The 14,549-nt window shown below is 63.8% G+C and carries 11 protein-coding genes; 2 read left to right on the top strand and 9 right to left on the bottom strand.

All coding sequences use genetic code 11. The features are described 5' to 3' along the window. Window positions 1-38: 38 nt before the first annotated feature. The 5 genes from NWI_RS10510 to NWI_RS10490 all read right to left on the bottom strand — a co-directional run bounded on the left by NWI_RS10510 (window position 39) and on the right by NWI_RS10490 (window position 6,616). Window positions 39-671 carry a CvpA family protein gene (locus NWI_RS10510; RefSeq protein WP_011315261.1) on the bottom strand — a complete coding sequence of 211 codons (633 nt, stop codon included), beginning with the start codon at window positions 669-671 and terminating at the stop codon, window positions 39-41. A 204-nt stretch (window positions 672-875) separates the two neighbouring features. Further along, a complete protein-coding gene (radA, locus tag NWI_RS10505; RefSeq protein ID WP_011315260.1) occupies window positions 876-2,336 on the bottom strand; it encodes a DNA repair protein RadA in 1,461 nt (486 codons plus the stop codon). A 10-nt stretch (window positions 2,337-2,346) separates the two neighbouring features. Further along, a complete protein-coding gene (alr, locus tag NWI_RS10500) occupies window positions 2,347-3,534 on the bottom strand; it encodes an alanine racemase (protein WP_011315259.1) in 1,188 nt (395 codons plus the stop codon). A gap of 67 nt (window positions 3,535-3,601) precedes the next feature. After that, window positions 3,602-5,092 (bottom strand): replicative DNA helicase, encoded by a 1,491-nt coding sequence (locus tag NWI_RS10495; RefSeq protein ID WP_011315258.1) that lies wholly within the window; start codon window positions 5,090-5,092, stop codon window positions 3,602-3,604. 279 nt (window positions 5,093-5,371) lie between these two features. Continuing rightward, window positions 5,372-6,616 (bottom strand): SAM-dependent methyltransferase, encoded by a 1,245-nt coding sequence (locus NWI_RS10490; protein WP_011315257.1) that lies wholly within the window; start codon window positions 6,614-6,616, stop codon window positions 5,372-5,374. Between the two features lie 339 nt (window positions 6,617-6,955). Here NWI_RS10490 and NWI_RS16490 point away from each other — a divergent pair, with 339 nt between their 5' ends. Further along, window positions 6,956-8,233, top strand: coding sequence for a hypothetical protein (locus NWI_RS16490; protein ID WP_011315256.1), 1,278 nt, complete (start codon window positions 6,956-6,958; stop codon window positions 8,231-8,233). Window positions 8,234-8,362: 129 nt separating this feature from the next. Here the strand turns inward: NWI_RS16490 and dprA are convergent, their stop codons facing one another. The 4 genes from dprA to NWI_RS10460 all read right to left on the bottom strand — a co-directional run bounded on the left by dprA (window position 8,363) and on the right by NWI_RS10460 (window position 12,688). After that, window positions 8,363-9,481 (bottom strand): DNA-processing protein DprA, encoded by a 1,119-nt coding sequence (gene dprA / locus NWI_RS10475; protein WP_011315255.1) that lies wholly within the window; start codon window positions 9,479-9,481, stop codon window positions 8,363-8,365. A 30-nt stretch (window positions 9,482-9,511) separates the two neighbouring features. Further along, window positions 9,512-10,102, bottom strand: coding sequence for a glycerol-3-phosphate 1-O-acyltransferase PlsY (plsY, locus tag NWI_RS10470; RefSeq protein ID WP_011315254.1), 591 nt, complete (start codon window positions 10,100-10,102; stop codon window positions 9,512-9,514). Window positions 10,103-10,354: 252 nt separating this feature from the next. Then, window positions 10,355-11,656, bottom strand: a complete 1,302-nt coding sequence (locus tag NWI_RS10465) for a dihydroorotase (protein WP_011315253.1) — start codon at window positions 11,654-11,656, stop codon at window positions 10,355-10,357. A 78-nt stretch (window positions 11,657-11,734) separates the two neighbouring features. Further along, window positions 11,735-12,688 carry an aspartate carbamoyltransferase catalytic subunit gene (locus NWI_RS10460; RefSeq protein WP_041344999.1) on the bottom strand — a complete coding sequence of 318 codons (954 nt, stop codon included), beginning with the start codon at window positions 12,686-12,688 and terminating at the stop codon, window positions 11,735-11,737. Window positions 12,689-12,860: 172 nt separating this feature from the next. On the opposite strand from NWI_RS10460, the gene NWI_RS10455 reads away from it, so the two are divergent. Continuing rightward, window positions 12,861-14,501: an acyl-CoA dehydrogenase family protein gene (locus NWI_RS10455; RefSeq protein WP_011315251.1), complete on the top strand. Its 1,641-nt coding sequence runs from the start codon at window positions 12,861-12,863 to the stop codon at window positions 14,499-14,501. Window positions 14,502-14,549: the final 48 nt, after the last annotated feature.

Here is a 14,549-nt window from a genome sequence, read left to right as displayed (position 1 = left end):
ACCTGAGTAAGACGTGAACGTCAAGTCCGCGCTCCCAACTAATGTTCCGCCGGTTTGCCGTCGATCAGCTTTTGCAGGCTGTCCCGGGCAGGTTTGGAATAGCCATCGGAACCCGGAGACTCAGCAGGTTCCGAATCCGGTTGCTCCACTTCGGGCTTATTCTTCTTGAGTTTGTTTAAGATGGTGTTCTCTGGATCGTCCGGCAAGAGCGACTGTAGCCAGGTGCCGGTGGAGTTGAGCACCGTGAGCGATTTCGCCCCCGTGACCCAGTCCGGCCGCTGCTTGTCCGGAACCAGCCAGGTGAAGAACAGGAAAGCGACGACGACGATGAGCAGTCCCCGCGCAAGCCCGAACAGGAAACCAAGGGTGCGGTCGAGCGCGCCGATCCTCGAATCGAGAACCATGTCCGAGATGCGTGTCGTGAGGATGGAAATGACAATCAGGGTGCCGATGAAAACGCCGCCGATCACGGCCGCCGCGGCGATCGTGTCGTTGTTGAAGTAATTCTTCGCGAACGGCAGGAGCTTCTGGAATGAGTAAAGGGTGGCCAGCGCGGCGATGCCCCATGAGGCGATCGACAGGATTTCGCGCATGAAGCCGCGAATCATCGCCAGCAGGCCCGAAATCAGCATCACGCCGAGCAGAACGAGGTCGAGGATTGTTATCGGCATCGGCTGGTCAGGTCCGCTCGTAAATCTCGAAAACCGCGAATCGTCGTTTGATTACCTGCCTGGGCAGGCTATCGTACGATACATCCGCAGTATTATTCGAGCATGATCTTTTCCGAAAACCGGTTTCCACTTTTCGGGATCATGCTCTAGCCTTGCGGCTGGCGCGGGATGTATAGCGGCGGCAGGCCGCAACGTCACGCCGCTTTAGCCTCCCTGACGACGGTTTTGGCCGGGTGTGGCATTTTTCTCCGGGTCCGTGCGCTTGCCAGGGCTGCCAGGGCGGGCCTGACCGCGCGCGGCGATATCCGCCACCAGCGTGGTCAATCCGGCGACCGCATCGAGGGAAAGACCGGCATCGCCGCCGATATCTCCACGGGCCGATTCCGGCAGCACGGCACGTCCGAATCCGAGCTTGGCGGCTTCCTTGAGCCGCGCGGTGGTTTGCGCCACCGGCCTGACCGCGCCGGATAGCGAAATCTCGCCGAAATAGACCGCGTCGGTCGGGAGCTGGGCGTTTGTCAGCGATGACACCAGCGCCGCGGCCGCGGCAAGATCGGCGGCCGGCTCGTTGATGCGCAGACCGCCCGCTACATTGAAATAAACGTCGTGTCCCGAAAGCTTGACCCCGCAATGCGCTTCGAGAACCGCCAGCACCATCGATAGCCGGCTCGAATCCCAGCCGACGACCGCGCGTCGCGGCGTGCCGAGCGAGGTCGGCGCCACCAGCGCCTGTAATTCCACCAGCACCGGCCTTGTGCCCTCGATGCCCGCGAATACCGCCGTGCCCGGACTGCCGAGGTCGCGCTCCGACAGGAAGAGTTCGGACGGGTTGGAGACCTCGCGCAGGCCCAGTCCCGTCATCTCGAAGACGCCGATCTCGTCGGTGGGACCGAACCGGTTCTTCACCGCTCGCAGAATACGAAATTGCTGCGAGCCTTCACCTTCGAACGACAGCACGGCGTCGACCATGTGCTCGACCACGCGGGGGCCGGCGATCTGGCCGTCCTTGGTGACATGGCCCACCAGGATCAGGGCCGCCCCGGATTTTTTGGCGAAACGAATGAGCGCCTGCGCCGAGGCGCGAACCTGCGTGACCGTTCCCGGCGCGGATTCCACCGTGTCGGTCCACATGGTCTGGATCGAGTCGATCACCACGAGACGCGGCACCGTGCCTTCGGACAGGGTGGCGACGATATCCTCAACCGAGGTTTCCGCCGCCAGTTGCACCGGCGCGTCGGCAAGCCCAAGGCGCTCGGCGCGCAATCGCACCTGCGCGACCGCTTCCTCGCCCGAGATATAGACCGCGCGATGGCCGGAGCGCGCCAAAAGGCTCGTCGCTTGCGTAAGGAGGGTCGATTTGCCAATTCCCGGATCGCCGCCGACCAGAAGGACGGAGCCGCGCACGAAGCCGCCGCCGGTCACGCGATCAAGTTCGGCCATGCCGGAGGAGAGGCGCGGCGCGTCCTGCGTCTTGCCCGTCAGCGTCTCCAGCGTGAACAGCCGGCCCTTGCGCCTGGAACGCACGCTGACCGGCATCGTCGTCGCGCCGGTGATATCCTCCTCGGCCAGCGTATTCCATTCGCCGCAGCCGTCACACTTTCCCTGCCAGCGGTTATAGGCCGCGCCGCAGTTCTGGCAGACGAAGGAGAGGGCGGATTTAGCCATTGATCGGGTGTCAGGTTCGAGGCTCGGCCGGGCCGCCTTTATAGATCCGGTGGTAGCGGCCGCCGAGGCTGGTGAGTACCTCGTAACCAATGGTGCCGAAATGGTGGGCAAGTTCGTCCACGGTGATGCCCTCGCCGATCAGCGTCGCCAGATGACCACGCCGGACTCCGGCATGGGCCGGCAGGTCGGTGATGTCGACCGCCAGCAGGTCCATGGAAATTCGGCCCGCCACCGGGCATCGCGTTCCGGCGACAACGACCTCGGCTCCGCGCGTGCCGTCATTGCTACCGCCGGCGCGGAAATAGCCGTCGGCGTATCCCGCCGAGACGACGGCAAGCCGCGTCGGCCGCCGCGCGGTCCAGGTCGCGCCGTAGCCGACGCTTTCGCCTCTGTCGATCGAGCGGGTCTGGATGATCCGTGCCTTCAATTCGATGACCGGCTGCATCGGATTGGCGGCTTCCGGCGTGGGGTTGACGCCATAGAGCGCGGCGCCCGGACGCACCAGGTCGAACTGATACTGGGCCCCGAGAAAAATGCCGGACGAGTTCGCCAATGAGGCCGGAACCCCGGAAAACTGCCTGGCGATCTCCCGAAACGCCGCGACCTGACTAGCGTTGAGCGGATGGTGGAGGCTTTCCGCGCAGGCCAGGTGACTCATCACCAGCGTGACACCATGATCGCCGGCATTGATCCTTGGAAGGATGCCTTGCGCCTCATCCAGGGTGAGACCCAGGCGGTTCATTCCGGTGTCGATGTGGATGGCCGCGCCACCCGCCCAGCCGGTGCGCCGGCAAAATACGTCCCATTCCGCAAGTTCATTGAGATCGCCGATCACGGGCCGGCAATTGATTGTCGCGAAGGCGTCACCGCAATTCTGAAAGAATCCGTCCAGTACATAGATGTCGGCGGTGGAAGCGGCGGCGCGAACCACCCGCGCCTCATCGAGCGTGGCGACAAAAAACGTCCTGCATCCGGCGGCGCTCAGCGCGCGCGCCACGGGCCGGGCGCCACAGCCGTAAGCGTCAGCCTTGATCACCCCCGCGCACTCGGCGGGCACGGCGGTTTTTTCCAGCTTGCGCCAGTTGGCGACGATAGCGTCGAGATCGACCGTGAGGGTGCCGATTGCCGCGGCTGCCGCAATAGCCGCGCCGGCATCGGCCGGCTCGCCGCTCACTTTAGAATCGGGCACGAGATTCATGCTACATGCTACGCCCGGCTGCACGGCGGTTCAACCGCGCGAGCGGTCTGCCTGGAAGGTCTGTAAGCTAGATCCGCTCCGGCAGGTGGCCTTCATGTGCGAGATCGCTGAAGCGCGTGAACTGTCCCTCGAACTGCAGTTCGACGGTGCCGGTCGGCCCGTGACGCTGCTTGCCGATGATGACTTCGGCCTTGCCGTGCACCAGCGACATATCGAGCTGCCATTTCTCGTGCTCCGGCGTGCCCGCGCGCGGCTCCTTGTTCTGGAGATAGTATTCCTCCCGGAAGACGAACATCACGACATCGGCGTCCTGCTCGATCGAACCGGATTCGCGAAGGTCTGAAAGTTGCGGGCGCTTGTCGTCACGGCTTTCGACCTGACGCGACAGTTGCGACAGCGCGAGGATCGGAACGTTCAGTTCTTTCGCCAATGCTTTCAGGCTGGTTGTGATCTCGGTGACTTCCTGCACGCGGTTGTCGCTGCGCTTGCCGCTGCCCAGCAGAAGCTGGATGTAGTCGACGATCAGCACGTCGAGCCCCTTCTGGCGCTTCAGGCGGCGGGCGCGCGCCGTCAACTGCGAAATCGACAGGCCGCCGGTCTCGTCGACGAAGAGCGGCAGGTGCTCCAGCTCGATGGTGTGATCGCGGATCTTCTCGAAGTCGCTTTCGGTGATGCCGCCGCGTCGGATATTGCTGGAAGCGATGCTGGTCTGCTCGGCGAGAATACGCGTCGCCAGTTGCTCGGCCGACATTTCGCAGGAGAAGAAGCCAACGATCCCGCCATTGACGGTCTTCATCGTGCCGTCGGGCTGAAGCTCCGCCTGATAGGCCTTGGCGATGTTGTAGGCGATGTTGGTGGCGAGCGCCGTCTTGCCCATGCCCGGCCGTCCCGCCACGATGATCAGATCGGACGGCTGCAACCCTCCCATTCGCGAGTCGAGGTCACGCAATCCCGTCGCGATGCCGGACAGCTTCCCGTCGCGGCGATAGGCGTTGGCCGCCATGTCGAGCGCGGTCTTCATCGCCTGGGAAAATTTCTGGAAGCCGCCTTCATAGCCGCCGGATTCGGCGAGTTCGTAGAGCCGGCGCTCGGCATCCTCAATCTGCGCCTTGGGCGCGAAATCGACCGGCGCGTCATAGGCGACGTTGACCATGTCCTCGCCGATGTGGATCAGGTCGCGGCGCAGCGCCTGCTCATAGATCGTGCGTCCGTAGTGCAGGGCGTTGATGATCGTGGTGGCTTCCGCCGCCAGCCGGGCGAGGTACTGGCTTGCGGTCATTCCGCCGATGTCGGTGTCAGCGGGAATGAAGGTCTTGACCGTGACGGGCGTCGCGATCTTGCCGCTGCGGATCAGGCTGCCCGCGGTCTCGAAGATGGTCCGATGCACCGGGTAGAAGAAGTGCTTCGGCTCGAGGAAATCGGACACCCTGTAGAATGCGTCGTTGTTGACGAGAATGGCGCCGAGAAGGTCGCGCTCCGCTTCGAGATTATGCGGCGGGGTGCGATAGGCTGGCGTCGTCGCATCAGGCGCAAGCTTCAGGATGTTCGAATCAGCCATGGCTTTCGGATTCTGACCTTTATCATTTGCGGGATACGAGCCCCGCTATTTTTGCGGGATACGGCCCCGCTATATTTGCGGGATATGGGCCCCGCATAAAGCGCCGCGCCGGCGGACGGCGGAAGCAAGGTCATGCCCCTTATGCCCGATTCCCACATGACCTTAAATGAAACTCGAGTCGATAACGCAACGAACTTGACTGCCGGCTGAACCTTCTCCGCGACTCATTGTCGAGCCGCGATGCAGGAAGCATAAGCTGCTGTTGATCATGCATCATTCTCACGCGATTTGAAGCCGGGGCCGGTGTTTTTGCTCCAGACCGCGCAGCTTTGCTTCCCCGCGCTGGATGTAGTCGCGCGTTACAGGCACGATGCCTTGCCGTTTCGTGATCTGAATCTGGAAATTCATCAGATTCTGCTTCCGGAACGACATTTCCGATGCCGCCAGATAAAATTCCCACATCCGCGCGAACCGCTCGTCATATAGCCGCACCGCTTCCTCGCGTCGCGCCATGAAGCGCTCCCGCCATGCCTTCAGCGTTTCCGCATAGTGCAGACGCAGGACTTCGATGTCGCAGACCAGCAGTCCGGCGCCTTCGATGGCCGGCAGGACTTCCGACAGCGCGGGGATGTAGCCGCCGGGGAAGATGTATTTCGCGATCCAGGGATTGGTGATGCCCGGACCTTCCGAACGGCCGATCGAATGCAGCAGCATGACGCCGTCAGGTTCGAGCAGCCCGGCGCAGCGCTTGAAAAAGGTATCGTAGTGGTCGACGCCGACGTGCTCGAACATTCCGACGGATACGATGCGATCGAACGGTCCGGGAATGTCGCGATAATCCTGGAGCAGAAACTTCGCCGACCGCGTCAGCTTTTTCTCCACCGCGCGGGCGTTGGACACCTGAAACTGTTCAGTTGATAGCGTAATGCCGGTGAGGTTGGCCCCGGTCATTTCAGCGAGATACAGGCCGAGGCCGCCCCAGCCCGAACCTATATCAAGGACGCTGTGATCGCGTTCGAGCAGAAGCTTGGCGGCGATATGCCGTTTCTTTGCAAGCTGGGCGTCGTCCAGCGTCGTGTCGGGGGTTTCAAAATACGCGCAACTGTATTGTTGGTCCGCATCGAGGAACAGCGAATAAAGCCTGCCGTCGAGGTCATAATGGCGCGCGACGTTATCCCTTGACCGCCCGCGTGGGTTGAACTGCTGGATGTTGCGGACGAGATAGCGGAGCCACCACTGCAACTTCCCCCAGCGGGGCATGACGTCGGGCTGGTCGAGGATTACCGTCAGGAGGTCCGCGATTGATCCCCGTTCGATCAGCAACGTGCCGTCGGTATAGGTCTCGCCGAAGGACATTTCAGGATCGAGCAGAAGCTGGCGCGCGACTTCGCTCGTCGTCAGCCGCACCCGAACAGGTTCGCCGGTGCCGTCGCCGCAGGTAAAGGTCAGGCCGCTCGCGGTTACGAATGTGATCGAGCCGCGCCGGACAAACTGGTTCAGAAAAAACCGTAATACACGGTCCATCGAAACCACCATCAACACGAGGACGCGCGCTAGAGCATGATCCCGAAAAGTGGAAACCGGCTTTCGGATGAGATCATGCTCAAACAAAAGTTAAGCGACGTGTCTGGTTCAACGCAGTTGAAAAAGACTCTGGCCGCCGTAACTCCGGGAATGGTGTCCAAGTTCCATGAGAATGTAGTGTCGCATGGTCGGCTTCACCAGTGCTCTGACCGCAACGTCGATATCCGAAATGAAGATGCGATGTACTCTGCGTCTATCTCGGCGCTTCCATTCGCGGCGTAATGAGCTAAAACGTGGCCGCTGCGATGGCAGCGCAGTTTCCGCACCCGGAGGATGAGAATGTCGAGCCGAGCGCTCAGCCTAGCGACGGTGATGCTCGTGACCGTTGTTTTCGCGGCAGGTGGCGCGGGAGCGAAAAATCTCGACGCGGGAAAATCGGCTGCCCAGATTTTCTCCGGGAACTGCGCAGCCTGCCACAAAGGGGCTCGGGGACTGCTCAGGACGGTGCCTCCCGGATCGCTGCCGGGATTTTTGCGTCAGCATTACACCACCGGCCCCGACATGGCCGGGATGTTGAGTGCTTATTTGATCTCCAACGGCGCGACCGATCAGCGCCGTCGCGTCGAGCCGCCGAAGTCACATCCGGGTGATCTGAGAACGGAACCAAGACAGACGGAACGACAGGGCAGGAAACCGCTTCCGCAGGCGACTCAGCCTCCTGAGGCTGCCGCGCCGCAGAACGAGGCTCAGGGGAGCAGGGACCGGCGGACGCCCGCGAACAAGAGAAAGCCCGGCAAGCAGAGCCCGGAAGAGGCGGCGAAAGCCGGTGCGGCGGGGCAGGGCGCGTCTCCGTCCGACGCCGCTGCGAAGCCCGAGACGGCGAAGACCGAACCGTCCGGCGCGACGCCGCCCAAGGAAAACGAAGCCGTCAAGGAAGAAGCAGCTCAGGGAAAAACCGCCAAGGGAGCAGCTTCCAACGCAGGGCCCGCCAAGGAAGATGCGGCCGAAGACAAGGCGGCGAAGGACGAAGCGCCAAAACAGGAATCCGCCAAGGACGAAGCCGACGGGAAACAGTCTGCTTCGGGGCGGGCCGCAAATCCGAAGGCGGTCGATTCCGAGACGCCGAAACCTGATTCTGCGTCATCCGCGAGTGACAAACCCGGCGTCGGCAAAGACGGAACAGCCGACAAACCTGAAACAGAAAAATCCAATGCGGCGGGAAGCGACAAGCCCGACGCCACGCCGGCCGATGCCGCGACTTCCGGTGAACCGAAAACCGTGCCTCTACGTGCCGATCCCGTTCCCGCGGTGACGCCCGCGCCGAAACCTGATCCTGCTCCATCCGGGAATGACAAGCCCGACATTGGCAAGGACGGAGCCGAGGGCAAACCCGGCGTTGATAAATCCGAAGCCGGAAAGTCCGGCGCGGCGGGAAGCGGCAAGCCCGACAGCATCCCGGCCGACGCTCCGACCTCGGGCGAACCGAAAGCCGCGCCGCTTCGCGCCGACCCCATTCCAGCGGTGACGCCCGCACCGAAGGCCGGCGAGGGCAACACTCCGCCGTCGACGGAGCCCGCCGCTTCGTCGCCCACGCCGCCACCGGCTCCCGACCGGTAGCCGCCTTCGAGGCTCTCAGGTTTTGATTTGACGCGTTTTCTTCACGCGAACAGGTGCCCACTTCGCTTGAAAACGCTCTGCTTGATCGCTGCAACTTCGAATCGGAGCGGACAGCCCGTCAGATCGCGGTCACATCATTGATACCAGGCCGCCGCCATGGCGCTCCAGCCGTCCGGCCAGTTCCAGTTCAAGCAGGACCGTGCGCACGACGGCCGGCGGGGCATTCGCCATCCGAATCAGATCGTCAAGTCCGATCGGCGCCGGACCGAGCAAGGCGATGATCCGCGCACGGTCGCTTGCGGCGGGCTCTTCGGTCCAGGGCTCGCCGGGCTCCGGTTCTTCGGCGGGCAGATCAACCGGCCGTCTTATAATCGGCCGGACAGCATTAATGACGTCGGCTGCCTCGGTGATCAGCGTCGCGCCCTGCTTGATGAGATCATTGGTGCCGGTGGCGCGCGGATCGAGCGGTGAGCCCGGCACGGCGAAAACCTCGCGGCCCTGCTCGGCGGCCATGCGGGCGGTGATCAGAGAGCCGGAACGATGCGCCGCCTCGACCACGACAACGCCGATCGCGGCGCCCGAGATCAGGCGGTTGCGCCGCGGGAAATCGCGGGCCCGCGGGACATGCCCCATCGGCATCTCAGAAATCGCGCCGCCGCTTTCCAATACGGCTGCCAGCAGATCCTCATGTTCCAATGGATAGATGCGGTCGTGGCCACCGGCAAGCACCGCGACGGTGCCGCGCGCCACGCTGGCGCGATGCGCCGCCTGATCGATGCCGCGCGCCAGCCCCGATACGATGACGAAACCGGTATCACCGAGATCATGCGCCAGCGTTTGCGCGAACTTGTGACCGGCGCCCGATGCGTTGCGTGAACCGACGATGGCGATCATGGGACGCTCCATGACATCGAGGTTGCCGCGCGCGCCAAGCAGCGGCGGGGCGTCGTCGATCGTTGCAAGGTGCGGGGGATAGCCGGCCTCTCCCGGCGCCAGCAGGCTGACGCCGATCCGCCGCGCGGCCGCCAGTTCGTTCCGCGCCTCGGCTTCCGTGCAAAGCCGGCTGGGGCGGGAAGCGCCGCCACGCCGCGCCAGATCGGGTAGGCGGACGAGCGCCTCGCTGGCGCTGCCGAAGTGGTTCACGAGCGAACGAAAGGTTCGCGGCCCGACATTATCGGACCGGATCAGCCGCAGCCAGTCGGTCCGCTGCGCTTCGCTCAGCCGTCTGTCTGGATCCCGGATGTTCACGCCGCCCCCTCAGCCGGATACCGACGCGTTTTACGCTTTCGCGCCGATCCTGCCTTCGCTTCCGGCAAAAAGGCGCCGGATGTTTTCGCGGTGCTTGAACCATAACAGCACGGTCAGCACCGCAAACAGCAACGCGAATTGTGGATGCCCGAAACCCCACAACAGCAATGGCGTTGTGAGGCTGGCGAGTAGCGCCGACAGCGATGAGTAGCGCGTCGTGAAGGCGACGAGCAGCCAGATCGCGCAAAAGGCCAGCGCCGCCGGCCAGAACAGGCCGAGCAGCACGCCGATATATGTCGCAACGCCCTTGCCGCCGCGGAACTTGAGCCACACCGGAAACAGATGGCCGAGGAATGCCCCAAGCGTCGCAGCCATCGCAGCGCCCGGTCCGGAGAGGAGCAATGCGATCACGACGGCGGCCGTGCCTTTCAGCATATCGCCCAGAAGCGTCGCCGCCGCGAGCCCCCTGCGTCCGGTACGAAGAACGTTGGTCGCGCCGATATTGCCCGAACCGATCGAGCGCAAATCCTGTGTGCCCGCGATCCGCGTCAGGATCATACCGAACGGGATGGAGCCGAGCAGGTAGCCGAAGGCGAAAGCGATCAGGCCGTTAGGAAACATCGAAAAGGGCTCCGAATGCCAAATGCCGTCGATGTAAACCATAGATCGGCATGGTCACGCCACGGCAGATATTCACACCGTCGCGGGCATCAACATTCGACTGCAAAGATCTACGCGAACGACAAACTTTCAAAAATTGCATCCATGACCGGACCTTCTTCTGACGGTATCGGAGGCGAAGGCCCTATGGTTTTGATTATTAACGGATATTTTCGAGATAATGGAATTTTCTTTCGATCAAAACCTGTCGCGTCAGGCGTGCTCGAAAACCGTGCGTCCGCCGACGATCGTCCGAACAACCCGACCCGAGAACCGGGATTCGTCGAATGGCGTATTCTTGCATTGCGATTTGAGATCGGCGGGATCGAGAATCCATGGCACGTCAGGATCGATCACGATGACATCGGCGGGCGCGCCCGGTCGCAGCGATCCGCCCGGCAAACCCAGCAGCTCCGCGGGCCGCGTCGACATCGCCCGGATCAGCGTCTTGAAGTCGAGTTCCGCGTTGTGCACGAGCCGCAGCGCGGCCGTCAGCATGGTCTCCAGCCCGATCGCGCCTGCGGCGGCTTCCGCGAACGGCAGCCGCTTGGTTTCCACGTCCTGCGGGTTATGGTCGGACATCACCACATCGATCAGGCCCGACGCCAGCGCTGCGACCAGCGCGCGTCGGTCGTCCTCGCCGCGCAGCGGCGGCGACAATTTCAGAAACGTCCGGTACGGACCGATATCGTTCTCATTCAGCGTCAGATGATTGATCGATGCGGATGCGCTGACCGGGAGCCCGGCGTCGCGCGCTCGCATGAGGATATCGAGCGATTCCGCGCAGGTCAGGGACGCCGCGTGGTAACGGCCGCCGGTCAGCCCGACGAGCCGCATGTCGCGCTCCAGCATCACCGCTTCCGCGGTCGCCGGAACACCCGTCAATCCGAGGCGGGAAGACAGTTCGCCCTCGTTCATGACGCCGTCGCCGACGAGATGAGCATCCTCGGTATGATGGACGATCAGCGCGTCGAAGTCGCGGGCATAGGTGAGGGCGCGGCGCATCACCTGCGCGTTCATCACGCTGCGGGCGCCGTCGGTGAAGGCGACCGCGCCCGCTTCCTTCAGGAGGCCGAACTCGGTCATCTCCTTGCCGGCAAGACCCTTGGTCAGCGCCGCCATCGGATGAATGTTGACGATCGCGGTATCCCGCGCGCGGCGCAGCACGAAATCGACGGTGGCAGAATTGTCGATCACCGGCGAGGTGTCAGGCTGGCAGACAATGGTGGTGATCCCGCCGGCGGCGGCGGCGCAGCTTGCCGATGCGAAGGTTTCGCGATGGCCCGCGCCCGGTTCGCCGACGAAGGCGCGGATGTCGATCAGGCCCGGCGTGACGATCATGCCGGCGCAGTTGATGATGTCGGTGCCTTCGGGCGCGCCCGCCGCGCCGATGCCGTGCCGCGCATCGCGAATAACCCCATCGGCGATGAGCACGTCGCCGGGGCCGTCGAGATCGCGCGCGGGATCGACAATGCGGGCATTGGCGAGCAGGATCGGGCGATGGCCGCTCAGCATATGCCGCACCTTTGCGAACTGTTCGCTAACATCGCGCGTGACAATGCTCGCCGTGCAAATCGGTGGGAGGGCTCGGGTTCATGCATTCGGCAGGTTCCTCGCCAGCGCTTCCAGCACCGCCATCCGCACCGCCACGCCCATTTCCACCTGCTCGCGGATCAGCGACTGCGTGCCGTCCGCGACGATCGAGTCAATCTCGACGCCGCGATTCATCGGTCCCGGATGCATGACCAGCGCGTTGGGTTTGGCATAGGCGAGCTTTTTCTGGTCGAGGCCGAAATAGTGGAAGTACTCGGAACTCGACGGCACGAACGAGCCGCTCATCCGCTCGCGCTGCAGCCGCAGCATCATCACGATGTCCGCGCCGTCCAATCCCTCGCGCATATCGCGGGCGACTTCGACGCCCATGCGCTCGATGCCCGGCGGCAGCAGCGTGGACGGCGCGACGACGCGGACCCGCGCGCCCATGGCGTTGAGCAGGATGATGTTGGAGCGCGCGACGCGCGAGTGGAGAACGTCGCCGCAGATCGCGACCAGAAGTCCGTCGAGCCGTCCCTTGTTGCGGCGGATGGTCAATGCGTCCAGCAGCGCCTGGGTCGGATGTTCGTGGGCGCCGTCGCCGGCATTGACGACGGAGCCGTCGACCTTGCGCGCCAGAAGTTCCACCGCGCCGGAGGCTGAATGGCGCATCACAAGGATGTCCGGATGCATGGCGTTGAGCGTCATCGCGGTATCGACCAGCGTTTCGCCCTTGCGGGTCGATAGCGACGACACCGACATATTCATAACGTCGGCGCCGAGCCGCTTGCCGGCGATCTCGAATGACGACTGGGTGCGGGTCGAAGCCTCGAAGAACAGGTTGACCTGGGTGAGACCGCGCAAGGAGGTGCGTTTCTTGTCCACCTGGCGGTTCAGTTCGACGTATTCTTCGGAAAGATCGAGAAGGCCGGTAATATCGGCGACGGAAAGGCCCTCGATGCCCAGCAGATGCCGGTGTCCGAGGACAAAACTCGATTTGGCGGACGATGTCATTAAAGCCAGAGCTATAGGCACACTCGTCCGTGGGGGCAAGGCCGAACAGCGCGCAGGCGGGTTTTCCCCCGCCGAAGCGAGGTCACGGTAAACCAAGGCGAGAGCGCCGGCGTGATCTGGCCGCTGTTCGGGCATAAAGTCACATGGATATCAGCGCCGGCGGAGGCGGATCATGACGCAGCCCTTCAGGACGCACGAGGTCCTCAATCAGTCGCCGCCGTTCGAGGACGTCGACCTGTTCACGCTCGACCGTCCGCTGGCGGAGGCGGTGGCGGCGAACGGAGGAGCCGCCGCCCGCGACGACATGAAGGCGTTCGGAAAGCACTGGGGTTCATCGGCGATGGCGGCGCGCGGCCGTCTCGCCAACGAGAACCCGCCGAAGCCGAGGCTGTTCGATGCGCGCGGCAACCGGCGTGACGAAGTCGAATTTCATCCCTCCTATCATGAACTGATGGCGCACAGCGCTCATGCCGGCCTCCACAATTCCACCTGGACGGCCGACGGCAGGCCCGCGGCCGGCGCGGCGGAAGTGGTGCGCGCGGCAAAATTCTACATGGCCGCGCAGGTCGAGACCGGACATCTCTGCCCGATCACCATGACCCGCGCGTCGGTGGCGACGCTCGCGGCGCAGCCGGACCTGCTGGCGGAGACGATGCCGGTGATCGCGACCCGCAGCTACGATCCATTGTTCGCGCCGTGGCGGACCAAGCGCGGCATGACGCTCGGCATGGGCATGACCGAGAAGCAGGGCGGCACCGACGTGCGCGCCAACCAGACCCGCGCCGTGCGTGATGGCGACGCCTATCGTGTCACCGGCCACAAATGGTTCATGTCCGCGCCGATGTGCGACGCGTTTCTGGTTCTGGCGCAGGCCGAGGGCGGACTGACATGCTTTTTCATGCCTCGCTTCCGACCGGACGGATCGGTCAACGCGATTCATCTCCAGCGGCTGAAGGACAAGCTTGGCAACCGCTCCAACGCCTCGGCCGAAGTGGAATTCATTGAGGCTTATGCCCGGCGCGTCGGTGAAGAAGGCAAGGGTATCCGCGCCATCCTCCAGATGGTGCAATTGACGCGGCAGGATTGCGCCATCGCCTCGGCGGGCCTGATGCGCTCGGGGCTGGCGCATGCGCTGCATCACGCGCGTCATCGCAGCGTGTTCCGGAAGCGTCTGGTTGATCAGCCGTTGATGCAGGCGGTTCTTGCCGATATGGCGTTGCAGGTGGAGGCGTCGGTGGCGCTGGTGATGCGTCTGTGTCGCGCCTTCGATGAAGCGCCTTCTGACCAGAAGGCCGCGGTGTGGATGCGGCTTTTGACGCCCGCTGTGAAATACTGGATCTGCAAGAGCGCGCCGGGCTTTCTATATGAGGCGATGGAGTGCCTCGGGGGAAACGGTTATGTCGAGGAGGGCATTCTGGCCCGGCACTATCGCGAGGCGCCGGTGAACGCGATCTGGGAAGGGTCCGGGAACGTGATATGCCTCGACGTGCTGCGGTCGTTGGCCCGCGACGGGGATGCAGCCGTCGCCGTGCTTGACGATCTCGCGGCTGACACCAGGGATTTGCCGGGTGGGGCGGAAGCGGGGTCGTTTCTCGCCAGGACCGTCCGTCGGCCTGACGGCGAGCGCGCCGCGCGCCAGGCGGTGGAAACGCTGGCGCAACTGGCCGCGGCCGCCGCGCTCAGCCGGACCGCGCCGGATCAGGCGGCGCTGTTTGCGGCGACGCGGCTCGGCTGCCCCCACGGGAGCTTGTTCGGAACGGCCGAAATGTCTGTCGCCCAGAGCCGCGATCTGCTTGAGCGGGCGCTGCCGTGAGCGCGGGCTGCGATTCCGACAAGGAGTATGGGGCGTCATGTCCGGGCT

Source organism: Nitrobacter winogradskyi Nb-255 (assembly GCF_000012725.1).
Taxonomy (GTDB): Bacteria; Pseudomonadota; Alphaproteobacteria; order Rhizobiales; family Xanthobacteraceae; genus Nitrobacter; species Nitrobacter winogradskyi.
Note: the sequence above shows the minus strand (reverse complement) of the source record. Positions and strands in the feature narration are given on the sequence as shown.